Source organism: Actinomycetospora sp. TBRC 11914 (assembly GCF_012933465.1).
GTDB lineage: Bacteria > Actinomycetota > Actinomycetes > Mycobacteriales > Pseudonocardiaceae > Actinomycetospora.
Genome location: NZ_JABBND010000002.1, coordinates 406,923 through 430,400, shown reverse-complemented (window position 1 = coordinate 430,400; position 23,478 = coordinate 406,923). Strand labels below are relative to the sequence as shown.

Here is a 23,478-nt window from a genome sequence, read left to right as displayed (position 1 = left end):
ACCTCGGCGCCGAGCGTGCGACCTCGACGATTGTTGAGGTCAAGCGGACGAGCGGGCGCGGGTCACGTCCGGCGGGTGGTGGTCCGCCGGTCCGCGCCCGAGTATCCGCGAGCGCAGGTGATCGCGCTCGCGTGCGCGCGCCGTGTTCGCCGTGAGCACAGGCGGACGCGACGATCGGCGTGCGCGCCCGTGATCAGGAGCACGTGGGGCAGCCCGACAGCCCGCTGGGCATGCGTGCTGTGCCCCTCGTCCGGACCCCGTGCGGTCGAGGCCCGGTTCGCGAGGAGTGCGTCGTCAGGACTTCTTGGTGCGGGTGGCCCCACCACGCCCGCGCAGCGTGACGCCGGACTCGGAGAGCACCCGGTGCACGAAGCCGTACGAGCGACCCGTGGACTCGGCGAGCGAGCGGATGCTCGCGCCCTTCTCGTACTTCTTCTTGAGATCCGTGGCGAGCTTGTCCCGCTGGTCACCCGTGATGCGGGCGCCCTTCTTCAGATCGGCCATGGTTCGGTCCACCCCTCTCCCGGACGGTGCCCGGTGGACCCATGATGATCGTGAGAGCCGGTGTGCGCCACGGCACATTTCACATGATCGGTGAGCGGTTGCGCCGATCGGATCGAGATCCGCCCAGGCGGCCCATCGCTCGATCGTTCCAGCTCACGAAGGCCCTACGCCGCGAGGTTGGGCCGAACGGCCGAGTCCTCAGGCGAGCTCGACGAGCTCGAGGTGGTCGGCCGAGAAGTGGTCCTCGGTGCCGTCGGGCAGGAGGATGACGCGCTCGGGCTCGAGCGCCTCGACCGCGCCGGGATCGTGCGTCACGAGGACCACGGCGCCCTCGTAGTGGCGCAGCGCGTCGAGCACCTTCTCCCGCGACGCCGGGTCGAGGTTGTTGGTCGGCTCGTCCAGGAGCAGCACGTTCGCGGCCGAGGACACCAGGCCGGCGAGCGCCAGCCGGGTCCGCTCGCCGCCGGAGAGCGTGCCCGCCGGCTGCTCGAGCTGCTCGCCGGAGAACTGGAAGGCCCCCAGCAGCGTCCGCAGCTGCTGCTCCGGGGTGTCGGGCGCCGCCGAGCGGGCGTTCTGCCAGACGCTGCGGCCCATGTCGAGGGTGTCGTGCTCCTGAGCGAAGTACCCGGTGCGCAGTCCGTGTCCCGGGACCACCTCGCCGGTGTCGGGGTGCTCCACCCCCGCGAGGATGCGCAGCAGCGTCGTCTTCCCCGCGCCGTTGAGCCCGAGGATCACCACCCGCGAGCCGCGGTCGACGGCCAGGTCGACCCCGGTGAACACCTCGAGCGAGCCGTAGCTCTTCGAGAGCCCGGCGGCGGTGAGCGGGGTCCGGCCGCAGGCCTGCGGGGTCGGGAACCGGATGGCGGCCACCCGGTCGGACACCCGCTCCTCGTCGAGCCCCTCCAGCAGGGCGTTCGCCCGACGCTGCATCTGCTTGGCGGCCACGGCCTTCGTCGCCTTGGCCCCCATCTTCGCGGCCTGGGTCTGCAGCGCCGAGGCCTTCTTCTCGGCGTTGGCCCGCTCCCGCCGGCGCCGTGCCTCGTCGTCGGAGCGTGCCCGCAAGTAGTTCTTCCAGGTCATGTTGTAGCCGTCGAGCTCGCCGCGGGTGGCGTCGAGGAACCAGACCTTGTTGACGACGTCGGCCAGCAGGTCGGTGTCGTGGCTGATCACCACGACCCCGCCCTCGTGGGCCCGCAGGAAGCTGCGCAGCCAGGAGATCGAGTCGGCGTCGAGGTGGTTCGTCGGCTCGTCGAGGAGCAGCGTCGTCCCGGCGTTGCCGCCGTCGCCGGAGGCGGCGAAGAGGATGCGCGCGAGCTCCACGCGGCGGCGCTGCCCGCCGGAGAGCGTCTCGAGCGGCTGGGCGAGCACCCGGTCGGGCAGCCCGAGGTTGGAGCAGATGCGGCCGGCCTCGCTCTCGGCCGCGTAGCCGCCGAGGTCGGCGAACCGGGTCTCGAGCTTGCCGTAGCGCGCGACCGCCTTGTCGCGCTCGGCGTCGTCGGCGAGCTCGGCCATCGCGGTCTGGGCCTTCTCCATGTCCCGCAGGATCTGGTCGAGCCCCCGGGCGGAGAGCACCCGGTCCCGCGCGAGCACCGACAGGTCGCCCTCGCGGGGGTCCTGGGGGAGGTAGCCGACCGGGCCCGTCGAGCGGACGGTGCCGCCGTAGGGCTCGGACTCGCCGGCCAGCGCGCGCAGCGAGGTGGTCTTGCCGGCCCCGTTGCGCCCGACGAGGCCGATGCGGTCCCCCGGCTGCACGCGCAGGGTGACCCCCGCGAGCAGGACACGGGAGCCGGCACGCAGCTCGAGATCGGACGCGGTGATCACAGGGGGCCTCATCCCGGGGTCGGGGTTCGCGTCGCGTCGGCGGCGACGCAGGCGGCGGTCGCGACGGGCCACAGGGGACGCCGAGGTGCGGACACCACGCCGCTGGTGTTCCACCCCAGTGTAGGTGAGCCTCGTCGGCGGCCCCCGGCCCCGCGCCCCGCGACGTGGCTAGGGTCGCCTGTCATGAGCGTCACCGCGGGCGGCGAGCCCACCACCGCGCCCTCCCCCGGCGGCCCGCGCGACCGCCTCGACGGGAAGGTCGCGCTGGTCACGGGGGCGAGCCGCGGCATCGGGCTCGCCATCGCCGCCGACCTGCTCGCGCGCGGCGCCAGCGTCACGATCACGGCCCGCAAGCCCGACGTGCTCCACACGGCCGCCGAGGGCCTCGGGGCGCCGGACCGGGTGCTCGCCCACCCCGGCAACGCCGGGGACGCCGAGGCGCGCGCCGCCGCCGTCGCGGGGACCGTCGAGCGCTTCGGGCGCCTGGACGTGCTGGTGAACAACACCGGGGTCAACCCGGTGTACGGGCCGCTGATGCAGGCCGACCTCGGCGCCGTCTCGAAGATCTTCGACGTCAACGTGGTCGCGGCCCTCGGCTTCCTCCAGCAGGCCCACGCGGCGTGGATGGGCGAGCACGGCGGCAGCGTCGTCAACATCGCCTCGGTGGCCGGGCTGCGGTCGACCCGGGCCATCGCCGCCTACGGCGCGTCCAAGGCCGCGCTCATCCGCCTCACCGAGGAGCTCGCCGCGGAGCTGGGTCCGCGGATCCGCGTGAACGCCGTGGCCCCGGCCATCGTCCGGACCCGCTTCGCCGAGGCGCTCTACACCGCCGACGAGCAGGGGGTCGCGGACGGCTATCCCCTCAAGCGGCTCGGCGACCCCGCCGACGTCGCCGCGCTCGTGGGGTTCCTCTGCACCGACGCCGCGTCGTGGATCACCGGGGAGACGGTGCGCATCGACGGCGGCACGCTGGCCGCCGGATAGGGGTCGCTTCACACCCCTCCCGCCCGAGATCGTGGACACTGGGCGTCATGGGCCTGTTCAGCTGGTTGCGCGGCGGCGCATCGGGCGGCGGCGGGGTGGGCGCCGACGGCCGGCGCCAGGTCCTCGACCGCGAGGGCGGCCCGGCCGACCTGGAGCACCTGCGCTCGTTCGCCCGGTCTCGGGGCGGCGTGGAGTTCTTCGTCGAGCCGGAGACCACCGCGACCGACACCACCGTCGTGGCCGTGGCGGTCGACGGTGAGTGGACCCGCCGTCGCGTCGGCACCCCGCGGGCGGCCGAGCGCCTCGCCCGCAAGTGCGGCGTGCCGATCTACGACGTGACGGTGACCGGCTACCCCCAGACGATGCGGGACTGGAACGCGCGGGCCAAGCGTGATCGCGAGACGCTGCGCGCGTGGGACCGCGAGATGGGCACCGACCGGGACTGACGGGGGCCGACCTGCTGGTCGCCGGCGGCGGACCCGCCGGCTGGTCGGCCGCGCGCGCCTGCGCACGTCAGGGGCTCGACGTCGTCCTCGTCGACCCCCGGCCCGACCGCACCTGGCGCCACACCTACGGCGCGTGGTGCCACGAGCTGCCCGCCGGACCGGACCCGCTGCCCCCCGGGGTGGTCGCCGCGCACGACGTCGGGTGGGCGATCGCGACGCACGCCCACCGGCTCGACGACGAGTACGCGATCCTCGACACGCCGGGGCTCCAGCGGGCGCTGCACCACGACGGGGTGCGGGTGCACCGGGGGCGGGTGGTCGCGGCCGGGCGGGGCCGGGCGGTGCTCGCCGACGGCACCGAGCTCGCCGCGGACGTGGTCGCCGACGCGACCGGCGCCGTCCAGGCGCTGTCGACCGGCGCCCGGGGCGGGCGGCGCGCCGAACAGACCGCGCTCGGCGTCGTCGTCGACGCGGCCACGGCGGCCCGCGTGACCGACGGGCGGCTGCTGTTCATGGACTGGCGACCGCTGCACGGCCTGCCGGGCTGGCCGACGTTCCTGTACGCGGTGCCGCTCGGGGACGGCCGGGTGCTGCTCGAGGAGACCTCGCTGGCCCGCCGGCCGGGTCTGCCGCTGCCCGAGCTCGCCGAGCGCCTCCGCCGGCGGCTGCGCGCGGCCGGGCTGCGCGACGCCGAGGTCCCCCTCGACGACCCGGGGCGCGTCGAGCACGTCCGGTTCCCGGTCGACACCCCGTCGCACCGCTCCCCGGACGGTGTCGTCGCGCTCGGTGCCGCGGCTCCCCTGGTCCACCCCGCGTCCGGCTTCTCGGTGGCACGTTCACTGCGGGTCGCCACTCGACTGGCTGACGCCGTCGTCGCTCGATCGGACGATCGTGCGGGCGTCGACGCCGCGAGTCGAGCGACCCGCGCGCGGCGTGCCGCACGGAGCCGGTCGGCCCGCGTCGTGCACGGCATGCGGCGCCGCGGACTCGACGTCCTCCTGCGACTCCCCGCAGGTGAGGTGCCGGAGTTCTTCGACCGCTTCTTCTCGCTGCCCGCCCCGCACCGGCGCGCGTACCTGGGGTCGGACGGGTCGGACGAGGACGTCGCCGAGGCGATGCGGGCGATGCTGTGTGTGTTCGCACGACTGAACCCCCGCCTCCGTGGGCACCTCGTCGCCGGAACGCTGTGTGGACCGGGTGAGGCGCAACGCCCCTGACCGCCGCCGACCGGGGGGTCGAATGCCTCCGTCCGGGTCATCGCGCTAGCATGCGGCCCCTCCGGTACACGTTCGTTCCACTGACGTCCGGACCAGAGCCCTGAGATCGGAGCACGCCATGGGCGCCTACCAGCTCGTCGCCGTCGGGACCGACGGGTCCGAGTCCTCCTACCGCGCCGTCGACCGCGCGGCCACCGTCGCCGCCGACTCCTCGGCCACCCTGCTGATCATCTGCGCGTACCACCCGGCCCGGAACACCGGCCAGGCCGAGCAGCAGCTCGGCGAGGACGCCGCCTACCACGTCGTCGGGTCCACCCCGGCCGAGGAGACCCTGCGGGACGCCAAGGAGCGCGCCTCCGCGAAGGGCGCCGGCAGCGTCGAGACCGTGGCCGTCGAGGGCGACCCCATCGAGGTCGTCACCGACGTCGTCACCGACCGCAAGGCGGACCTCCTCGTCATCGGCAACCGCGGCCTCAACAGCCTGTCGGGCCGGCTGCTCGGCTCCGTCCCGCAGGGCATCTCGCGGAAGGCGCCGACGGACGTCCTCATCGTCCACACCACGTGAGCCCGTCGTCGGAGGACCCGTCGGGTCGCTGGGGCGAGGCGCAGCGCGAGGTCGAGGACTTCCTCCTCGGCGGTGAGCGCACGCTGCGGCGTGGGGACGTCGCGGAGCGCGCCGGGGTCGGCCTCGAGCAGACCGCGCGGCTGTGGAGCGCGCTCGGCTTCCCGCGGGTCCCCGACGACGTGGCCGCGTTCGCCCAGGCCGACCTCGACGCGCTGGCCCTGGTGGAGGAGCTCCTCGGTGACGAGGCGCTCGACGAGGCCGAGGCGCTCGCGATCGCCCGGACCCTCGGACAGAGCATGGCCCGGCTCGCCGAGTGGCAGGCCAACCTGCTGCGGCGCACGATCGCCGACCGCGGGGACGTCGACGACCCGGACGCCGTCGTGGACTCCGTCCGGACCCTGGTGCCGCTGCTCGAGAAGCTCCAGGCCTACACGTGGCGGCGGCACCTCACGGTGACCGCGGGCCGCATGCTGTCCGCCATCGCGGAGGCGGAGGCCGACGACGACGGCGACGGGCGCACCACGACGACGACGGTCGGGTTCGCCGACCTCGTCGGCTTCACCGCGCTGTCCCGCGCCGTCGACGCCGACGAGCTGCGGTCGCTGCTGGAGCGCTTCGAGAGCGTCAGCACCGACGTCGTGTCACGCCGCGGCGGGCGGATCGTCAAGACGCTGGGCGACGAGGTGCTGTTCGTCTGCCCCGACGTCGCGGGCGCGCTCGGGATCGCGGCCGACCTGCACCGCGAGGTCCCCGACGACGAGGGCCGCCTCGCGCTGCGGATCGGCCTGGCCCACGGCGAGGTGCTCCCCCGCTACGGCGACGTCTACGGGCCGGTGGTGAACATCGCGAGCCGGCTGACGTCGCACGCCCGGCCGGGCACGACGTTGCTGGACGACGAGCTGACCGCCGCCGTCCGCGAGCAGGGCCTCGACGTGGAGCTGCGCTCCGTCCCGCCGCTGAACGTCCGCGGCTACAAGCACCTCAAGCCGCACGTGGTGCGTGAGGGGCGCACGCGCTCGTGAGCAGAAAGTGTCGGTATACCGACACTTTCTGCTCACCAGGCCGAAGGCCACCTAGACGGTGAAGCCGAGTGCCCGCAGCTGCTCGCGGCCGTCGTCGGTGATCTTGTCCGGGCCCCACGGGGGCATCCAGACCCAGTTGATGCGCACGTCGTCGACGAGCCCGCCGCCCGGACCGCGGGTGAGCGCCGCGCGGGACTGGTCCTCGATGACGTCGGTCAGCGGGCACGCCGCCGAGGTCAGCGTCAGGTCGAGCGTCGCGACCGTGCCGGTGTCCTCGTGGTGCACGTCGATGCCGTAGAGCAGGCCGAGGTCGACGACGTTGATCCCCAGCTCGGGGTCGACGACGTCGCGCATGGCCTCCTCGAGGTCGTCGATCGACGGCGTCTCCGCCGTCGGCGCGGGCGCGTCGGGCATCCCCTCGGCACCGCGGGTGGTGTCGGTCTCGGTCTCGGTCATGCCTGCCCCTCCAGCTCCGGAGCGTTCTGGTCAGCCTGGGCCACCGCGTCCTTGAACGCCAACCAGCCCAGCAGCGCGCACTTCACCCGCGCCGGGTAGGCGGCCACGCCGGCGAACGCCACCGCATCGTCCAGGACGTCCTCGTCGGGCTCGACCTTGCCCCGGCCCTGCACCATCTTCTGGTACTCGGCCAGCACGTCGAACGACTCCCCGACGGTGTGCCCGACGACGAGGTCGTTCAGCACCGACGTCGCGGCCTGGCTGATCGAGCAGCCCAGCGCGTCGTAGGAGACGTCGACGACTTTGGCGTCGCGCCCGGACCCGTCGAGGTGCACCCGCAGCGTCACCTCGTCGCCGCACGTCGGGTTCACGTGGTGGACCTCGGCGTCGAACGGGTCGCGCAGGCCGTGGCCGTGCGGGTTGCGGTAGTGGTCCAGGATAATCTCCTGGTACATCGATTCGAGCTTCACGGCACCTCCCTAGAGAGCAACGCCGCCACCGGAGAAAAAGTCCTGCACGCGGCGTACCCCGTCGAGCAGGGCCTGCACCTCGTCGAGCGTGTTGTACACGTGGAAGCTCGCGCGGATGGAGCTCTGGACGCCGAACGCGCGGTGCAGCGGCCACGCGCAGTGGTGGCCGACGCGGACCGCGATGCCGGAGTCGTCCAGCACCTGCGACGCGTCGTGCGGGTGCACGCCGTCGATCTCGAACGACACCGCTCCCCCGCGCGCCTCGGTGGTGCGGGGCCCGATGATCGTGACGCCGTCGATGGCCTGCAGCCCCTCGAGGGCCGCGGCGGTCAGCGCGGTCTCGTGGGCGTGGACGTTCTCCATGCCGATGGCCGAGAGGTAGTCCACGGCGGCGCCGAGTCCGACGGCCTGCGAGGTCATGGGCACGCCGGCCTCGAACCGGGCCGGCGGCGCCGCGTAGGTGGAGCCCTCCATGCGCACCAGCTCGATCATCGACCCACCGGTCAGGAACGGCGGCATCGCCTCGAGCAGCTCGCGCCGCCCGTAGAGCACGCCGATCCCCGAGGGGCCGAGCATCTTGTGCCCGGAGAACGCCGCGAAGTCCACGCCGAGGGCGTGCACGTCGACCGGGGTGTGCGGCACCGACTGGCACGCGTCGAGCACGGTGTACGCCCCGACGGCCCTCGCCCGCTCCACCAGCGCGGCCACCGGCGGGACGGTGCCCAGCACGTTGGACTGGTGGGTGAAGGCGACGATCTTCGTGCGCTCGTTGATGACCGACTGCGCCTCGGGCGAGTCGAGGTCCAGACGCCCGTCGCGCTGGACGGAGAACCAGCGCAGCGTGGCCCCGGTGCGCCGGCAGAGCTCCTGCCAGGGCACGAGGTTCGCGTGGTGCTCCATCTCGGTGACGACGACCTCGTCGCCGGGCCCGACCCGGAAGCGCCGGGCGGCCGGGTCGTCCGAGGACGTCGCGTTCGACATCGAGTACGCGACGAGGTTCAGCGCCTCGGTCGCGTTCTTCGTGAACACGATCTCCGAGGTCTCGATGTCGGGCTCGGCGCCGATGAACGCGGCGATCCGGGAGCGCGCCGACTCGTAGGCGTCGGTCGCCTCCTCGGAGAGCGCGTGCGCGCCGCGGTGCACGGCGGCATTGGACGTCTCGAGGAACGTCCGCTCGGCGTCGAGCACCTGGCGCGGACGCTGCGAGGTGGCGCCCGAGTCCAGGTAGACCAGGGGCTTCCCGTCCCGGACGGTGCGGCTCAGGATGGGGAAGTCCGCGCGGATCTTCTCGACATCCAGGGTCGCACCCGCCGTGGTGGGAGCGGATGCGAACGTGGTCATGCCGGCTGCTCCTCCTTGGTGCCCGTGAAGCGCTCGTAGCCGTTCTCCTCGAGCTCCTCGGCGAGCTCGGGGCCCCCGGACTCGGCGACCCGGCCGTTCACGAACACGTGCACCTTGTCCGGCGCGATGTAGCGCAGGATGCGGGTGTAGTGGGTGATCAGCAGGATCCCCACGTCCGAGGACGCCTTGTAGTCGTTCACGCCCTTCGACACGACGCGCAGGGCGTCGACGTCGAGGCCGGAGTCGGTCTCGTCGAGGACGGCGAACCGGGGCTTGAGCAGCGAGAGCTGGAGCACCTCGTGGCGCTTCTTCTCACCGCCGGAGAAGCCCTCGTTGACCGAGCGCTCGGCGAACGACGGGTCGATCTCGAGGTCGGTCATCGCGTTCTTGACCTCCTTGACCCAATGGCGCACCTTCGGCGCCTCGCCGCGGGTGGCCGTGGCGGCGGATCGCAGGAAGTTCGACATCGAGACGCCGGGCACCTCGACGGGGTACTGCATCGCGAGGAAGAGCCCGGCGCGGGCGCGCTCGTCGACGGCCATCTCCAGGACGTCCTCGCCGTCGAGGAGCACCTGGCCCTTCGTGACGGTGTACTTCGGGTGGCCCGCGATGGAGTAGGCCAGCGTCGACTTGCCGGACCCGTTCGGACCCATGATCGCGTGGGTCTCGTTCGAGTTCACCGTCAGGTCGACGCCGCGCAGGATCTCCTTGGGGCCCGACTCGGTCTCGACCTCGACGTGCAGGTCGCGGATCTCGAGGGTGGACATCAAGCCTCTTTCAGCACAGAGCGGTGGTGGTGGGGAACGGCGGCCGGCTCACGAGCCGACCATTGATCACGATCCGATCGCCTCGAGCTCGGTCTCGACGGCGGCCTCGAGCCGGTCGCGCAGCGCGGGGACGCGGATCTTCTGGATGACCTCGCCGAAGAACCCGCGCACGACGAGCCGGCGGGCGGCGACCTCGGGGATCCCGCGCGCCATCAGGTAGAACAGCTGCTCGTCGTCGAACCGTCCCGTCGCCGACGCGTGCCCCGCCCCGAGGATCTCGCCGGTCTCGATCTCGAGGTTCGGCACCGAGTCGGCGCGGGCGTTGTCGGTGAGCAGCAGGTTGCGGTTGAGCTCGTAGGTGTCGGTGCCCTCGGCCGCCTTGCGGATGAGCACGTCGCCGACCCACACGGTGTGCGCGGCCTTGTCGCCCTCGGCCCCCTGCAGCGCGCCCTTGTACATGACGCGGGAGCGGCAGTTCGGCACCGAGTGGTCGACGAGGAGGCGCTGCTCGAAGTGCTGCCCGCCGTCGGCGAAGTACAGCCCGTCGAGCTCGGCGTCGCCGCCGGGCGCCCGGTAGTTGACCACCGGCGAGAGCCGGACCAGGTCGCCGCCGAGGGTCACCGAGGTGTGCCGGATCGTCGCGTCGCGGCCCACCGAGAGGTGCTGGGCGCCGACGTACACGGCGTCGTCGGCCCAGTCGTGCACCTCGACGACCACCAGCTTGGCGCCGTCGGACACGACGAACTCGGTGTTCGCCGCGACCGTGCCCGAGCCCCGGTGGTCGAGGACCACCACAGCCTCAGCGTGGTGGGAGAGGCGCAGCTGCAGGTGCGCGTACGCCGTGGCGCCCTCGCCGGGGCCCGTCACGGTGATCGTCAGCGGGTCGTCGTCGGACCGTGCCTCGTTCACCGTCACCACGTGGGCCTGCTCGAAGGCCGACCACGCCTGGGCCGCGACCCGGTCGGCGGGGATGCCGCCGTCGCCGATCCGCGGATCGTCGCGGCCGACGGTCTCGAGGCGCACCCCGCTGCCCGTCAGCTCGCCGGCGTCCTCGCCGAAGCCGGCGCGCACCGACACGTCGACGGCCCCGTCGACGTGTGCCGAGGCGTCGTGCAGCCCGCGCAGGCGCCGCAGCGGCGTGAACCGCCACTGCTCCTCGCGCCCGCGCGGGACCTCGAAGGCCTCGACGTCGTAGGAGGTGAAACGCTCCTCCCACGGGGCCGTGACCGGCCCCGCGGTCCTGATGCCGGGGTCGACGTCGAGCACCGGGGCACCCGGTGCGTCGACGATCCCGCCACCCGACTGAGCCACCGGCTCGGTCATCCGACAGCACCCTCCATCTGCAGCTCGATCAGGCGGTTGAGCTCGAGCGCGTACTCCATGGGCAGCTCGCGCGCGATGGGCTCGACGAACCCGCGCACGATCATGGCCATGGCCTCGTCCTCGGTGAGGCCGCGGGACATCAGGTAGAAGAGCTGGTCCTCGCTGACCTTCGAGACGGTCGCCTCGTGGCCCATCGTCACGTCGTCCTCGCGGACGTCGACGTAGGGATAGGTGTCCGAGCGGCTGATCGTGTCGACCAGCAGCGCGTCGCACTTCACCGTCGACCGCGAGTGGTGCGCACCCTTGTTGACCCGGACCAGCCCGCGGTAGGAGGTCCGGCCGCCGCCGCGGGCCACCGACTTCGAGATGATCGTCGACGACGTGTGCGGCGCGAGGTGCACCATCTTGGCGCCGGCGTCCTGGTGCTGGCCCTCGCCGGAGAACGCCACCGAGAGCACCTCGCCCTTGGCGTGCGGCCCGGTCAGCCAGACGGCCGGGTACTTCATGGTCACCTTGGAGCCGATGTTGCCGTCGACCCACTCCATCGTCGCGCCCTCTTCGGCCTTGGCGCGCTTGGTGACCAGGTTGTAGACGTTGTTCGACCAGTTCTGGATGGTCGTGTAGCGGCAGCGGCCGCCCTTCTTCACGACGATCTCGACGACCGCGGAGTGCAGCGAGTCGCTCGAGTAGATCGGCGCCGTGCAGCCCTCGACGTAGTGGACGTAGGCGTCCTCGTCGACGATGATCAGCGTCCGCTCGAACTGGCCCATGTTCTCGGTGTTGATCCGGAAGTACGCCTGCAGCGGGATGTCCACGTGGACACCCTTGGGCACGTAGATGAACGAGCCGCCGGACCAGACCGCCGAGTTCAGCGCGGAGAACTTGTTGTCGCCGGCCGGGATCACCGAGCCGAAGTACTCCTCGAACAGCTCCGGGTGCTCGCGCAGCCCGGTGTCGGTGTCCATGAAGATGACACCCTGCTGCTCGAGGTCCTCGCGGATCTGGTGGTAGACGACCTCGGACTCGTACTGCGCCGCGACGCCCGCGACCAGGCGCTCCTTCTCGGCCTCGGGGATGCCGAGCTTGTCGTAGGTCGCCTTGATGTCGTCGGGCAGGTCCTCCCAGGAGGCGGCCTGCTTCTCCGTCGAGCGGACGAAGTACTTGATGTTGTCGAAGTGGATGCCCGAGAGGTCCGAGCCCCACTGCGGCATCGGCTTCTTCTCGAACATGCCCAGCGCCTTGAGGCGCAGCTGGAGCATCCAGTCCGGCTCGTCCTTCTTGGCCGAGATGTCGCGCACCACGGCCTCGTTGAGCCCACGCTGGGCGCTGGCGCCCGCGACGTCGCTGTCGTGCCAGCCGAACTGGTAGCTCCCCAGGGAGGCGAGGGTCTCCTCCTGGCTGAGGGCCTCCTTCTGGGGGCTCTCCTGCGGGGTGGTCCGCTCCGCGGCGGTGGTCATACGACCTGCCTTCCCTTGACGTCGGGCCCCGCACCGGTGGTGACGGCGGGGATGGTGCCCGTCTGCTCGTCGTGCTCGTCGTGCTGGTCCTGCTCCGCCCCGCGCGCCTGCTGCGCCGGGACGTGGGTGGTGCACGCGGCGTCACCACGCGCGATGGTGGCGAGCCGCTGGACGTGGGTGCCCAGGAGCTCGGCGAAGACCTCGGCCTCCGCCTCGCACAGCGCCGGGAACTCGGCCGCCACGTCGGCGACCGGGCAGTGGTGCTGGCAGAGCTGCTCGCCGGTGACCCGGGCGTCCAGGCCGTCGTGCGACCCGGCCCCCCGCGTCGTCGCGGCGTAGCCCTCGGCGGTGAGCGCCCCCGCGAGCCGGGCGGCGCGCTCGCCGCGGTCGGCGCCCGCGAGCACGTGCTCGCGGTGCTCCCCCACCATGGCCAGCGCCCGGTCCCGGGCGAAGGCCCGCACCGCGTCCTCGCCGGCCGCCTCGCCGAGGCGGCGCAGCGCCGCCACCGCGAGCTCGGCCGAGCCGTGCTCCTCCCGGCCGGCCCGGGCACGCCCGGACGCGGTGAGGAGGAACTGCCGCGCGGGCCGGCCACGCTTGCGCCCCCCGGGCTGCGGAGCGTCCCGGGTGGCGACGGTGCCCTCGGCGACCAGCGCGTCGAGGTGGCGCCGCACGCCGGGCCCCGACAGGTTCAGCGCCTCGGCCAGCCCGGCCGCCGTCGTCGGGCCCTGCTCGAGGAGCAGGCGCACGACGGCGTCCCGGGTCCGCCCGTCCGCCGCGGAACGGGCGTGCTCGGCGTGGGCCGGACCGTGCCCCGCCGTCTTCTGCGTGGACCCCGTCACGTCGTCACCTCCCGTCCCGCGAGTGCGTCGCGTCGCGTCGCCGCGATCACCGGGGCCGATCATGACCCCGCACCGCCGCTTTTGACAACACCAGTCTTGCTTATATGGCGACGGGCGGCAAAGTCGGTGCCCGGGGGCGTGTCGCGCCTCACCCGGCCGGGTCCGGCCGGAGGCCGATCAGCCCCTCGGTATCGTTCCCGGAGTGACGGCCACGGCCCCGACGGCGCCCCCGGAGGAGCCCCCGCCGTCGGGCACCGCCGCGCCGGGCGCGGGCGGGCCCGGCGAGATCACGGGGCCCGAGGCGCCCGCCACCCCCGACGAGCGCCGACGGCTGCGCTTCTGCCGGCGCTTCGGGTTCACCGGCTCGCTCCTCATGGCGGTCGGCGCGCTCGGGTGCGGCGCCGCCCCGGCCTCGGCCTACAACCCGGTGCTCGGGGTCCGCGTGCTCGGCCTCCCCGCCCGGCTGCCGACGGTCTCGCTGACGCTCGCCTACGTCGGCATGGGGATGGTCGTGCTGGCGTGGCTCTGGCTCGGCCGGCTGGCCTGGCCGGGACGTGTGCGCCTGTCGGTCCGCCAGCTCACCCGCATCCTCGTCATGTGGGCCGCGCCGCTCGCCGTCGCACCCCCGCTGTTCTCCACCGACGTGTACGGCTACCTCTCGCAGTCCGAGGTGGTCTCCCGGGGCTTCGACCCCTACGTCTACGGCGCAGCGCAGGCGCTGGGTCTCGACGATCCCCTGGTCGCCTCGATCCCGACGATCTGGCGGACCACCCCGTCGCCCTACGGCCCCGGCTTCCTCACCTTCGGCCGGCTGGTCACCGCGATCGCGGGCGACGACATCGTGCTCGGCGTCTACCTGCACCGCGTGCTGGCGCTCGTCGGCATCGGCCTGGTGATCTGGGCGGCGCCCCACCTGGCGCGCCGCGCCGGGGTGGAGCCCATCGCCGCCCTGTGGCTCGCGGTCAGCCCGCTGGTGCTCTTCCACCTGGTCTCGGGCATCCACAACGACGCGATCATGCTCGGCGTCGTCTTCTTCGGCCTGGAGATGGGCTTCCGCAAGGGCTGGTTCCTCGGCGCGCTGATCATCGGGCTGGGCGCCTCCGGGAAGATCCCGGCGATCCTGGCGCTGGCGTTCCTCGCCGCGCACGTCGCCCGGGAGCGCTGCCTGGCGGCCGGCCGCGACCCCCGCGGGCGGGACGGCCTGGTCGCGCTCGTCGGGTGGGGTGCGCTGGTGACGGCCACCGGGCTCGGCGTGGTCGTCGCGGTGTCGGTGCTCTCCGGGCTGGGCTTCGGGTGGATCGCCGCGCTGTCCGTGCCCAACCTGCTGCGCAGCTGGCTGTCGGTCACCACCGACCTCGGCGTGCTCGGCGGCCAGATCGGGATCGCGCTGGGGCTGGGCGACCACACCGACGCGGTCCTCTCGCTCACCCGGTCCGCCGGGCTCGGTGTGTCGGCGCTGGTGTGCGCGCTGCTGGTGCTCGCCGTGGTGCGCGGGCGGCTGCACCCGGTGGCGGGCGTCGCGTACGGGTTCGGCGCGGTGTTCCTCGCCGGGCCGGTGCTGCACCCCTGGTACCTGCTGTGGCTGATGGTGCCGCTGGCCGCCTCGGTCACCGCGCCGCGCATCCGCGGGGCCGCCGTCGCGATCTGCGCCGCGGTGGCGCTGCTCGTCCCGCCCACCGGCAACGACTTCACGTTCCGGGCCTACCAGCTCCCGATGGCGATCTTCGCCGCGCTGGCGGTCGCCGTGGTCCCGCTGCTCGCCGCGCGCGGCAACATCCCCCGGATCCCGCCCCGCCGCGACCCGGCACCGGTCGCGCCGGAGCCCGAGGAGGTCTCCTGAGCGGGCACCCGCCCGGCCCCACCCGTGCCCGGCCGTCCGGCTCTGCGGGACCTAGGCTGGGCGCCGTGGGGACGGAACCGGCCGTCGAGGTCCGCGACCTCGTCGTGCGCTACGGCACCACCACCGCCGTCGACGGGCTGGACCTCGACCTGCACCACGGCCGCGTCCTCGCCCTGCTCGGCCCGAACGGCGCGGGCAAGACGACGACCGTCGAGGTGTGCGAGGGCTTCCGGGAGCGCACCTCGGGGACCGTCCGGGTGCTCGGGGCCGACCCCGCCGGCGCCCCCGAAGCCCTGCGGGCGCGGATGGGCGTGATGCCGCAGGGCGGCGGCGCGTACCCGATGGTGCGGGTGCGCGAGATGCTCGACCTGGTCGCGGCCTGCTCCGCCCGGCCCCTCGACACCGGCTGGCTGGTGCGCACGCTGGGGCTGGAGTCGTGCGCCCGGCTCCCCTACAAGCGGCTCTCCGGCGGCCAGCAGCAGCGCCTCAGCCTGGCGTGCGCGGTCGTCGGGCGCCCGGAGCTGGTGTTCCTCGACGAGCCCACCGCCAGCCTCGACCCCCAGGGCCGCCACCTCGTCTGGGACCTCGTGCGCGCCCTGCGCGCGGACGGCGTCGCGGTGCTGCTCACCACGCACCTCATGCAGGAGGCGGAGGCGCTCGCCGACGACGTCGTCATCGTCGACCACGGCAGGGTCGTCGCCGCCGGCTCGCCCGACGAGCTCACCGCCTCCGGCTCCGAGCAGCGGATGCGGTTCCGCGCGGCGCCGGGGATGGACCTCGGCCTGCTCACCGAGGTGCTCCCGGAGGGCCACGCCAGCTCCGAGGGACCGCCCGGGCACTACACCGTCGAGGGCGCGATCGACCCCCAGGTGCTCGCCGCGGTCACCGCGTGGTGCGCGCGCCAGGGCGTGCTCGCCGACGACGTCCGCGTCGGCCGCCGCAGCCTCGAGGACGTCTTCCTCGACCTCACCGGACGGGAGCTGCGCTCGTGAGCACCCCCACCACGCCGTTCCCGGGCGGCACCTTCACCCCCGACCCGGGGATCGGCTCGCGGGCCCGCATGCTCGCCGTCCACACCCGCACCGAGACGGTGCTCGCGCTGCGCCACTCCGAGCAGCTGCTGCTCACCCTGGTCATCCCGCTGGCGCTGCTCGTCGGCCTGACGCTGCTGCGCGGGCTCGTCGCGCTGCCCGACCCGCGGGTGAACGCCGCCCTGGGCACCGTGCTCGCGCTGGCGATGATGTCCACCGGCTTCACCAGCCAGGCCATCGCCCTCGGGTTCGACCGCCGCTACGGGCTGATGCGCCGGCTCGCCGCCACCGCGATCCCCCGCTGGCTCGTGGTCACCGGGCGCCTCGGCGGGACGGCGGCCGTCGTCGTCATCCAGGTCGTCGTGCTGGGCGGGGTCGCGCTGCTGCTGGGGTGGCGCCCGGACGGGGCGGCGGTCGGCTGGGCGCTGCTGTTCGTGGTGCTCGGCGCCGCCGCGTTCGGGGCCTGCGGGCTGCTGCTCGGCGGGGCCGTCCGCGCCGACCTCGTGCTCGTCATCGCGAACGTCGTCTGGTTCGTCCTGCTGTTCGTCGGCGGGATCGTGGTGCCCGCCGCGCAGCTCCCCGGCCCGCTCGGGGCCGTCGTCGCGCTGCTCCCGAGCGGGGCGCTCGCCGAGGGCCTGCGCACCGTCCTGCTGGGCGGCACGCCCGCGCTCTCGCAGATCGTGGTGCTCCTCGTGTGGACCCTCGTCGCCGGGACCGCGGCGGCGCGGACCCTGCGCTGGGACTGACCCCGTGGCTCTCCTACCGGCTGTCGTAGGCTGGGCGACGTGACGACACGGTGGTCCACGCCCCCGGTGCTGATGCGCGTGCTGGCCGTGCTCGCCGTCGTCGGGCAGGGCGGCATCGCCGTCACCGGGGCCGTCGTGCGCGTGACCGGCTCCGGTCTCGGCTGCCCGACGTGGCCCGAGTGCTTCCCCGGCAGCCTCGTCCCCACCCCGAACCCCGAGGTCGCGACGCTGCACCAGTGGGTCGAGTTCTCCAACCGCCTGCTGACGATCGCCCTGGTGGTCGTCGTCGCGGCGTGCGTGGTCGCGGCGGTGTTCGTCCGGCCCCGTCGGCGCCGGCTGCGCTGGCTGGCGGCGGCGATGCCGCTCGGCGTCGTCGCGCAGGCCGTCCTCGGCGGGATCACCGTGCTGACCGGACTGGCCTGGTACACCGTCGCGGCGCACTTCCTGGTGTCCGTGCCGCTGGTGTGGCTCGCGGTGCTGCTCGCCCGCGACGCCTGGGCGCTCGGCCGCGCCGGGGAGTCCCGGGTGACGACGGTGCCGCGCGCGGTCCGCGGGCTCCTCGTCGTCACCGGGGTGGTGCTGGTCGCGCTGCTCGTGGCCGGGACGCTGGTGACCTCCGCCGGCCCGCACGCCGGCGACGCGGCCACGCCGCGGCTGGACGCCCTCACCGTCCCGCAGCTCGCGACGCTGCACGCGGACCTGCTCTGCGTCTTCCTCGGCCTGCTCGTGGGCCTCGGGTTCCTCCTGCACGCCGTGGGGGCGCCGCGCCCGGTCGTGGTGCGCTTCCGCGTCCTCGTGCTGATCACGCTCGCCCAGGGCGCGCTCGGGGGCGTCCAGTACGCGCTCGGGGTGCCGGAGGTCCTCGTGGCGCTGCACGTGCTCGGGGCGATGCTGACGACGGCGACCACGGCGTGGCTCTGGGCGGCGACGACGGCGCCCGTGCCGCGCGAGCCCTCGGGCGGGACCGGGGCGGTCGCGTCGCCCGCGTTGTCGGCGTCGTAGGGCATCCTCTCGTCGGGGTGCCGGTTGCCGACGAGCTGCCGGTTGCCGAGGAGCGGAGAGGGAGCGGCGATGCGAGCCGTCCGGGTGGATGCCCACGGCGGGCCCGAGGTCCTGGTGCCGGAGGACGTCCCCGACCCCTCGCCGGGGGACGGTGAGGTCCTCGTCGAGGTGGGCGCGGTCGGGATCAACTACATCGACACCTACCTGCGCCAGGGCATCTACCCCGCGACGCTGCCCACGACGCCGGGCCTCGAGGGCGCCGGGACGGTCACCGCGGTCGGGCCCGGGGTGACCGACGTGGCCGTGGGCGACCGGGTGGCCTTCGCCGACGGTCCCGGCAGCTACGCGCAGCGGGCGGTGATCCCGGCGGCCCGGGTGGTGCCGATCCCCGACGCGGTGCCCACCGAGCTGGCCGCGGCGTCGCTCCTGCAGGGCATGACGGCGCACTACCTGGTGCACGACACGCATCCCGTCGCGGCCGGCGACGCCGTCCTCGTCCACGCCGGGGCGGGCGGGATGGGCCTGCTGCTGTGCCGGATGGCGTCGGCGCTCGGCGCCACGGTCATCACCACCACCTCCACCGAGGCCAAGGGCGAGCTCGCCCGGCAGGCCGGCGCGCACCACGTGCTGCGCTACGAGGGGTTCGCCGACCGGGTCCGCGAGCTCACCGAGGGCCGGGGCGTGGCGGTCGTCTACGACGGCGTGGGCGCGACGACGTTCGACGGCTCCCTCGCCTCGCTCCGGGTGCGCGGCGTGCTGGCGCTCTACGGGGCGGCGTCCGGGCCGGTGCCGCCGGTGGACCCGCAGCGGCTGAACTCCGGGGGGTCGCTGTACCTGACGCGGCCCTCGTTGGGGTGGCACGTCATGACGACGGCGGCGCTGCGGGAGCGGGCGGCGGCCGTGTTCGCGATGGTCGCCGACGGGTCGCTGCCGATCCGCGTCGGCGGGCGCTACCCGCTCGACGACGCCGCCCAGGCGCACCGCGACCTCGAGGGCCGGACGACGACGGGGAAGCTGCTGCTCATCCCGTGAGCGCGGCTCCCCTGCTCATGATCACGAGCACGTGGGGCAGGTCCCGCGGCCGCTGGAGCTGCCTGTTGTACCCCTCGCGGAAGGGTGGAACCCGGAGGCCGTCCGCGGACTCGAAGAGGTGTGGAGGACATCGCGGGGCCGTTCCGGGCGAGCGAGGCGGTCCGGGCCGGGCGGATCACGCGCGGTCGCGTGGCGGGTCCCGGCGTGCGGCGTCTCTTCCCGAACGTGCACGCCCTCGCCGGACAGGTCGCCGCGGCGGACGACCTCGCGGGCCGGGCGCGTGAGGCGGTCCTCTACGTCCGGGGCGAGCCGCCGGTCGTCGGCGGGCACGCCGCGGCCGAGCTCCTCGGCGCGGGCTGTGGGCCGGCGACGGTGCCCGTCGACCTCGTCGTCGGGCGCCGGCGCCTCCGTCCGCGCCCGGGCCTGCGGCTGCACCAGGACGTGCTCGCCGCCGACGAGGTGGTGGCCGTCGAGGACGTCCTGGTCACCTCGGCGCTACGGACGGCCTGGGACCTGGTCCGGAGGCTCGGGGACCCGGTCGAGCGGGTCGTCGCGCTCGACGCACTGGCACGCGTCGGCGGCTTCGCCCCGGAGGAGTTGCTGGTGCTCGGGGAGAGCCGGCCCGGCAGCCGCGGATGGCGCCGCGTCGCCCCTGCCGTGGCGCGTGCCGACCCCCGCGCGGGATCACCTCCGGAGACGCGGATGCGCCTCGGCCTCACGGACGAGGGCGTCCCGCCGGCGGTGCCCCAGGTGCAGGTGTTCGACGACGACGGCTGGTTCGTCGGGCGGGTGGATCTCGGCTGGGAGGAGGTCGAGGTGGCCGCGGACTACCAGGGCGACCACCACCGCACCGACCGCGAGCAGTGGAGGCGCGACCAGGCCCGGTTCGCGGCGCTTGCGGCGGCCGGGTGGCTCGTGCTCCCGTGCACGGCCCTCGACCTGCGCTTCCCGCACGCGTTCGCCGTGCGGGTGAAGGCGGCCCTGTCCACCCGGGGACGTTGATCACGAGCACACGAGGCAGACCCGGAGCCCGACCGAGCTGCGCTCAGTGGCCCCTCGGAATCGCGGACCCCGAGCAGGAGCGACGTCCTAGAACGGCCACCCGAGGGCGGGCCAGCCGAACGCCGAGTCCACCGCCACGGCCACGAACAACCCGGTCAGGTAGGTGTTCGACAGGTGGAACAGGCGCATCGAGTTGACGACCTCGTCGCGATGGACGGCCCGGTCGAGACGGTGCGCGGCCACGAGGAACCACACCCCGCCGACGACGGCCGTGGCCAGGTAGATCCACGACGTCGCCGGGATCAGCAGGGCCGACCACGCCACCATCGCCCACGAGTACAGGACGATCTGGCGGCTCACCCGCTGCGGCGCGGCGACGACCGGCAGCATCGGGACCCCGGCCGCGGCGTACTCGTCGCGGTAGCGCATCGCGAGCGCCCAGAAGTGCGGCGGCGTCCAGAAGAAGATGATCCCGAACAGCACGAGGGCGGGCCAGCCGACCGAGCCGGTCACCGCCGCCCAGCCGATCACCACCGGCATGCAGCCCGCGGCGCCGCCCCAGACGATGTTCTGCGAGGTCCGGCGCTTGAGGACCAGTGTGTAGACCACGATGTAGAAGGCGATCGCGGCGACCGAGAGCCCGGCGGCCACCCAGTTCGCGGTCAGCCCCAGCCACACCGCGGACGCGGCTCCGAGCACCAGCCCGAAGACGAGCGCGTGCGAGCGCGGCACCGCGTCACGGGCCAGCGGCCGCTTGCGGGTGCGGGCCATCTTCGCGTCGATGTCGGCGTCGATGACGCAGTTGAGCGCGTGGGCGCTGGCCGCCGCGGCCGCCCCGCCGAGCAGGACGGCGAGCACGAGCCACAGGGACGGCACGGCGCGCTGGGCGAGCATCATCGCCGGGACCGTGACCACGAGCAGCTGCTCGATGATCCGGGCCTTGGTCAGCGCCAGGTAGGCCCGGACGGTGGCCACTGCGCGGGCCCACAGCCCGCCGAGCCTGGTCCGGTCCCCCGTCGGCGCCGGACCGACCGCCGTGCTCACCCGATCACCCGGTCCTCTCCCGCGTCCACCGGCGGCGTCCGGAGCGTCCCGGACCGCCGCCTCCTACACGCTGTCGTCGGTGCAGTCTGCACCCCGGGCGCCGGTCGCGCTCGCCCGGCCCCCGGTCCGGCGGTGGAGGTGCGGGCCGGTCCACACGCAGGCGCATCCGCGGGAGCGGGCACCGATCGTAGGCGCGCGTGTCCGCGCACGCGGGAACGGGTAGATGCGAACCGGCATCCGAGGGTGCAGCCAGGTGCCACCTCGGCGTGGCACGATGGTCTCGACGGGAGTTCGGGATCGATCCAGCCGGCCGACCAGCAGGTCAGACCCCGAACGGCCCGCCGGTGGGTCCGGAGGAAACGGAGCTGCGGGCGCCGCACCGCGGCTCACCACGCGAGAGCAGGGAGAGCACGTTCGTGACGACGACCGACGTGGAAGGCACCCACCCGGCGAGTGAATCGCCCGACGAGATCGCGGCCCTCACCACCCCGCACCGGCCGGACGACTGGTCCGAGATCGACGACCGCACGGTCGACACCATCCGGGTGCTGGCCGCCGACGCGGTGCAGAAGGTCGGCAACGGCCACCCCGGCACGGCGATGGCCCTGGCCCCGCTGGCCTACACGCTGTTCCAGCACACGATGCGGCACGACCCCACCGACGCCGACTGGCCCGGCCGGGACCGCTTCGTCCTCTCCGCCGGCCACTCGAGCCTCACGCTCTACATCCAGCTCTTCCTCTCCGGGTACGGCCTGGAGCTGCAGGACCTCGAGCAGCTGCGCACCTGGGGCTCCCGCACCCCGGGGCACCCCGAGCACGGCTACACCACCGGCGTCGAGATCACCACCGGCCCGCTGGGCCAGGGCCTGGCCTCGTCGGTCGGCATGGCGATGGCGGCCCGCCGGGAGCGCGGCCTCTGGGACCCGGACGCCGCGCCCGGGGAGAGCCCCTTCGACCACTTCATCTACGTCATCGCCTCGGACGGGGACATCGAGGAGGGCGTGACGGCGGAGGCCAGCTCGATCGCCGGCCGCCAGCAGCTCGGCAACCTCATCGTCTTCTACGACGACAACCACATCTCGATCGAGGACGACACCACCGTCGCGCTCTCCGAGGACGTCGTCGGCCGCTACGAGGCCTACGGCTGGCACACCCAGGTGGTGCGCGGCGGCGAGAACGTCGTCGGGATCCGCGAGGCGATCGACAACGCCAAGGCGGTCACCGACCGGCCGAGCTTCATCGCGCTGCGGACCGTGATCGGCTATCCGGCGCCGGACAAGATGAACACCGGCACGGCACACGGCGCCGCACTCGGCGCCGACGAGGTCGCGGCCGTCAAGAAGATCCTCGGCTTCGACCCGGACAAGTCGTTCGAGGTCTCCGACGAGGTGCTCTCCCACGCCCGCAAGGTGAAGGACCGCGGGCGCGAGGCCCACGAGGCCTGGAACAAGCAGTTCGACGACTGGGCCTCGGCCAACCCGGAGCGTCGCGAGCTCTTCGACCGCATGGCCAAGCGCGAGCTGCCCGCCGGATGGGCGGAGAACCTGCCCACCTGGAGCACCGACGACAAGCCGCTCGCCACCCGCAAGGCGCTGCAGGCGATCCTCGGCGCCGTGGGTCCCGCGCTCCCCGAGCTCTGGGGCGGCTCGGCCGACCTCGCCGAGAGCAACAACACGACGATCCCGGACTCGCCGTCGTTCGGGCCGTCGACGGTGAAGACGAACATGTGGGGCCAGATGAGCCCCTACGGCCGGGTCCTGCACTTCGGGGTCCGCGAGCACGCCATGGGCTCGATCCTCAACGGCATCACGCTGCACGGCGGCACCCGCCCGTTCGGCGGGACCTTCCTCATCTTCTCCGACTACATGCGCCCGCCGGTCCGCCTCGCGGCCCTGATGAACCTCAACACCCTCTACATCTGGACCCACGACTCGATCGGGCTCGGCGAGGACGGGCCGACCCACCAGCCGATCGAGCAGCTGGCGAGCCTGCGGGCGATCCCGCGGATGTCCGTGGTCCGCCCGGCCGACCCGAACGAGACCGCCCACGCGTTCAAGGCGATCCTCGACAACCCCACGGGACCGGCCGGCCTCGCGCTCACCCGCCAGAACCTGCCGGTGCTCGAGGGCACCTCGGCCGAGGGCGTCGCGAAGGGCGCCTACGTGCTCGCCGAGGCGGGTGGCGGCACCCCGCAGGTGATCATCATGGCCACCGGCTCCGAGGTGCAGCTCGCGGTCGAGGCCCGCACCACGCTGGAGGCCGACGGCGTGCCGACCCGCGTGGTCTCGGTGCCCTGCCTCGACTGGTTCGAGAACCAGGACGACGACTACCGGGAGAGCGTGCTGCCCTCCTCCGTGACCGCCCGCGTCTCCGTCGAGGCCGGCGTCGCCCAGCCGTGGTTCCGCCACCTCGGCGCCGTCGGCGAGCCCGTCTCCATCGAGCACTTCGGCGCGAGCGCGGACTACAAGACCCTGTTCGAGAAGTTCGGCTTCACCGCCGAGGCCGTCGTGGACGCGGCGCGCCGCACACTGGCCCGCGCGACGTCCTGACCGGCCACCAACGTCCCATC

At 73.8% G+C, this 23,478-nt stretch carries 22 protein-coding genes; 12 read left to right on the top strand and 10 right to left on the bottom strand.

From position 1 onward, the window contains the following. Positions 1–294 precede the first annotated feature (294 nt). Positions 295–504 (bottom strand): helix-turn-helix domain-containing protein, encoded by a 210-nt coding sequence (locus HH311_RS07965; protein ID WP_169183063.1) that lies wholly within the window; start codon positions 502–504, stop codon positions 295–297. 198 nt (positions 505–702) lie between these two features. Then, positions 703–2,325 carry an ABC-F family ATP-binding cassette domain-containing protein gene (locus HH311_RS07960; RefSeq protein ID WP_169183062.1) on the bottom strand — a complete coding sequence of 541 codons (1,623 nt, stop codon included), beginning with the start codon at positions 2,323–2,325 and terminating at the stop codon, positions 703–705. Positions 2,326–2,508: 183 nt separating this feature from the next. Here HH311_RS07960 and HH311_RS07955 point away from each other — a divergent pair, with 183 nt between their 5' ends. The 5 genes from HH311_RS07955 (at position 2,509) to HH311_RS33180 (ending at position 6,559) form a co-directional block, all read left to right on the top strand. Next, positions 2,509–3,309, top strand: coding sequence for an SDR family oxidoreductase (locus tag HH311_RS07955; protein ID WP_169183061.1), 801 nt, complete (start codon positions 2,509–2,511; stop codon positions 3,307–3,309). 47 nt (positions 3,310–3,356) lie between these two features. Then, positions 3,357–3,755 (top strand): hypothetical protein, encoded by a 399-nt coding sequence (locus HH311_RS07950; RefSeq protein WP_211189779.1) that lies wholly within the window; start codon positions 3,357–3,359, stop codon positions 3,753–3,755. Continuing rightward, the gene (locus tag HH311_RS07945) at positions 3,722–4,972 is read left to right on the top strand and encodes a lycopene cyclase family protein (protein WP_169183060.1); all 1,251 of its coding nucleotides are present in this window, start codon (positions 3,722–3,724) and stop codon (positions 4,970–4,972) included. The genes HH311_RS07950 and HH311_RS07945 overlap by 34 nt, the downstream gene beginning before the upstream one ends. A gap of 118 nt (positions 4,973–5,090) precedes the next feature. After that, positions 5,091–5,537, top strand: coding sequence for a universal stress protein (locus tag HH311_RS07940; RefSeq protein ID WP_169183059.1), 447 nt, complete (start codon positions 5,091–5,093; stop codon positions 5,535–5,537). Further along, positions 5,534–6,559, top strand: coding sequence for an adenylate/guanylate cyclase domain-containing protein (locus HH311_RS33180; protein WP_169183058.1), 1,026 nt, complete (start codon positions 5,534–5,536; stop codon positions 6,557–6,559). Before HH311_RS07940 ends, HH311_RS33180 begins: the two co-directional genes overlap by 4 nt. 51 nt (positions 6,560–6,610) lie before the next feature. Here HH311_RS33180 and HH311_RS07930 read toward each other — a convergent pair whose 3' ends face one another. The 7 genes from HH311_RS07930 to HH311_RS07900 form a co-directional block, all read right to left on the bottom strand. Beyond that, entirely contained in the window at positions 6,611–7,015 is a 405-nt protein-coding gene (locus HH311_RS07930) for a metal-sulfur cluster assembly factor (RefSeq protein WP_169183057.1), read from the bottom strand. Continuing rightward, positions 7,012–7,485, bottom strand: a complete 474-nt coding sequence (gene sufU, locus HH311_RS07925) for a Fe-S cluster assembly sulfur transfer protein SufU (RefSeq protein ID WP_169183056.1) — start codon at positions 7,483–7,485, stop codon at positions 7,012–7,014. Before sufU ends, HH311_RS07930 begins: the two co-directional genes overlap by 4 nt. A 9-nt stretch (positions 7,486–7,494) precedes the next feature. Beyond that, positions 7,495–8,826 (bottom strand): cysteine desulfurase, encoded by a 1,332-nt coding sequence (locus tag HH311_RS07920; protein WP_169183055.1) that lies wholly within the window; start codon positions 8,824–8,826, stop codon positions 7,495–7,497. After that, the gene (gene sufC / locus HH311_RS07915) at positions 8,823–9,593 is read right to left on the bottom strand and encodes a Fe-S cluster assembly ATPase SufC (protein WP_169183054.1); all 771 of its coding nucleotides are present in this window, start codon (positions 9,591–9,593) and stop codon (positions 8,823–8,825) included. Before sufC ends, HH311_RS07920 begins: the two co-directional genes overlap by 4 nt. A gap of 66 nt (positions 9,594–9,659) precedes the next feature. After that, positions 9,660–10,916: a Fe-S cluster assembly protein SufD gene (gene sufD, locus HH311_RS07910; protein ID WP_169183053.1), complete on the bottom strand. Its 1,257-nt coding sequence runs from the start codon at positions 10,914–10,916 to the stop codon at positions 9,660–9,662. Further along, entirely contained in the window at positions 10,913–12,373 is a 1,461-nt protein-coding gene (sufB, locus tag HH311_RS07905) for a Fe-S cluster assembly protein SufB (RefSeq protein WP_169183052.1), read from the bottom strand. Before sufB ends, sufD begins: the two co-directional genes overlap by 4 nt. Continuing rightward, on the bottom strand, positions 12,370–13,212 hold the full coding sequence (locus tag HH311_RS07900) for a metalloregulator ArsR/SmtB family transcription factor (RefSeq protein ID WP_312029998.1): 843 nt from the start codon (positions 13,210–13,212) through the stop codon (positions 12,370–12,372). Before HH311_RS07900 ends, sufB begins: the two co-directional genes overlap by 4 nt. Before the next feature lie 202 nt (positions 13,213–13,414). Between HH311_RS07900 and mptB the strand changes: the two genes are divergently transcribed. The 6 genes from mptB to HH311_RS07870 all read left to right on the top strand — a co-directional run bounded on the left by mptB (position 13,415) and on the right by HH311_RS07870 (position 19,865). Then, complete coding sequence (mptB, locus tag HH311_RS07895; protein ID WP_312029997.1) at positions 13,415–15,052, top strand: polyprenol phosphomannose-dependent alpha 1,6 mannosyltransferase MptB; 1,638 nt, start codon at positions 13,415–13,417, stop codon at positions 15,050–15,052. A 65-nt stretch (positions 15,053–15,117) separates the two neighbouring features. Further along, complete coding sequence (locus HH311_RS07890; protein WP_169183050.1) at positions 15,118–16,044, top strand: ABC transporter ATP-binding protein; 927 nt, start codon at positions 15,118–15,120, stop codon at positions 16,042–16,044. Further along, entirely contained in the window at positions 16,041–16,829 is a 789-nt protein-coding gene (locus HH311_RS07885) for an ABC transporter permease (protein ID WP_396027427.1), read from the top strand. The genes HH311_RS07890 and HH311_RS07885 overlap by 4 nt, the downstream gene beginning before the upstream one ends. Before the next feature lie 39 nt (positions 16,830–16,868). After that, a complete protein-coding gene (locus tag HH311_RS07880; RefSeq protein WP_312029996.1) occupies positions 16,869–17,831 on the top strand; it encodes a COX15/CtaA family protein in 963 nt (320 codons plus the stop codon). A gap of 69 nt (positions 17,832–17,900) precedes the next feature. Further along, positions 17,901–18,863: a quinone oxidoreductase gene (locus tag HH311_RS07875; protein WP_169183049.1), complete on the top strand. Its 963-nt coding sequence runs from the start codon at positions 17,901–17,903 to the stop codon at positions 18,861–18,863. 120 nt (positions 18,864–18,983) lie between these two features. Next, positions 18,984–19,865, top strand: coding sequence for a hypothetical protein (locus HH311_RS07870; protein WP_169183048.1), 882 nt, complete (start codon positions 18,984–18,986; stop codon positions 19,863–19,865). Positions 19,866–19,952: 87 nt separating this feature from the next. Here the strand turns inward: HH311_RS07870 and HH311_RS07865 are convergent, their stop codons facing one another. Continuing rightward, the gene (locus HH311_RS07865; protein ID WP_169183047.1) at positions 19,953–20,909 is read right to left on the bottom strand and encodes a heme o synthase; all 957 of its coding nucleotides are present in this window, start codon (positions 20,907–20,909) and stop codon (positions 19,953–19,955) included. Positions 20,910–21,379: 470 nt separating this feature from the next. Here HH311_RS07865 and tkt point away from each other — a divergent pair, with 470 nt between their 5' ends. Then, on the top strand, positions 21,380–23,458 hold the full coding sequence (tkt, locus tag HH311_RS07860; protein WP_169183130.1) for a transketolase: 2,079 nt from the start codon (positions 21,380–21,382) through the stop codon (positions 23,456–23,458). Positions 23,459–23,478 lie beyond the last annotated feature (20 nt).

Coding starts and splice junctions, on each gene's coding strand:
- HH311_RS07965 (WP_169183063.1), bottom strand. CDS start 504: ATGGCCGATCTGAAGAAGGGCGCCCGCATCACGGGTGACCAGCGGGAC.
- HH311_RS07955 (WP_169183061.1), top strand. CDS start 2,509: ATGAGCGTCACCGCGGGCGGCGAGCCCACCACCGCGCCCTCCCCCGGC.
- HH311_RS07950 (WP_211189779.1), top strand. CDS start 3,357: ATGGGCCTGTTCAGCTGGTTGCGCGGCGGCGCATCGGGCGGCGGCGGG.
- HH311_RS07940 (WP_169183059.1), top strand. CDS start 5,091: ATGGGCGCCTACCAGCTCGTCGCCGTCGGGACCGACGGGTCCGAGTCC.
- HH311_RS07930 (WP_169183057.1), bottom strand. CDS start 7,015: ATGACCGAGACCGAGACCGACACCACCCGCGGTGCCGAGGGGATGCCC.
- HH311_RS07920 (WP_169183055.1), bottom strand. CDS start 8,826: ATGACCACGTTCGCATCCGCTCCCACCACGGCGGGTGCGACCCTGGAT.
- sufC (WP_169183054.1), bottom strand. CDS start 9,593: ATGTCCACCCTCGAGATCCGCGACCTGCACGTCGAGGTCGAGACCGAG.
- sufD (WP_169183053.1), bottom strand. CDS start 10,916: ATGACCGAGCCGGTGGCTCAGTCGGGTGGCGGGATCGTCGACGCACCG.
- sufB (WP_169183052.1), bottom strand. CDS start 12,373: ATGACCACCGCCGCGGAGCGGACCACCCCGCAGGAGAGCCCCCAGAAG.
- HH311_RS07875 (WP_169183049.1), top strand. CDS start 17,901: ATGCGAGCCGTCCGGGTGGATGCCCACGGCGGGCCCGAGGTCCTGGTG.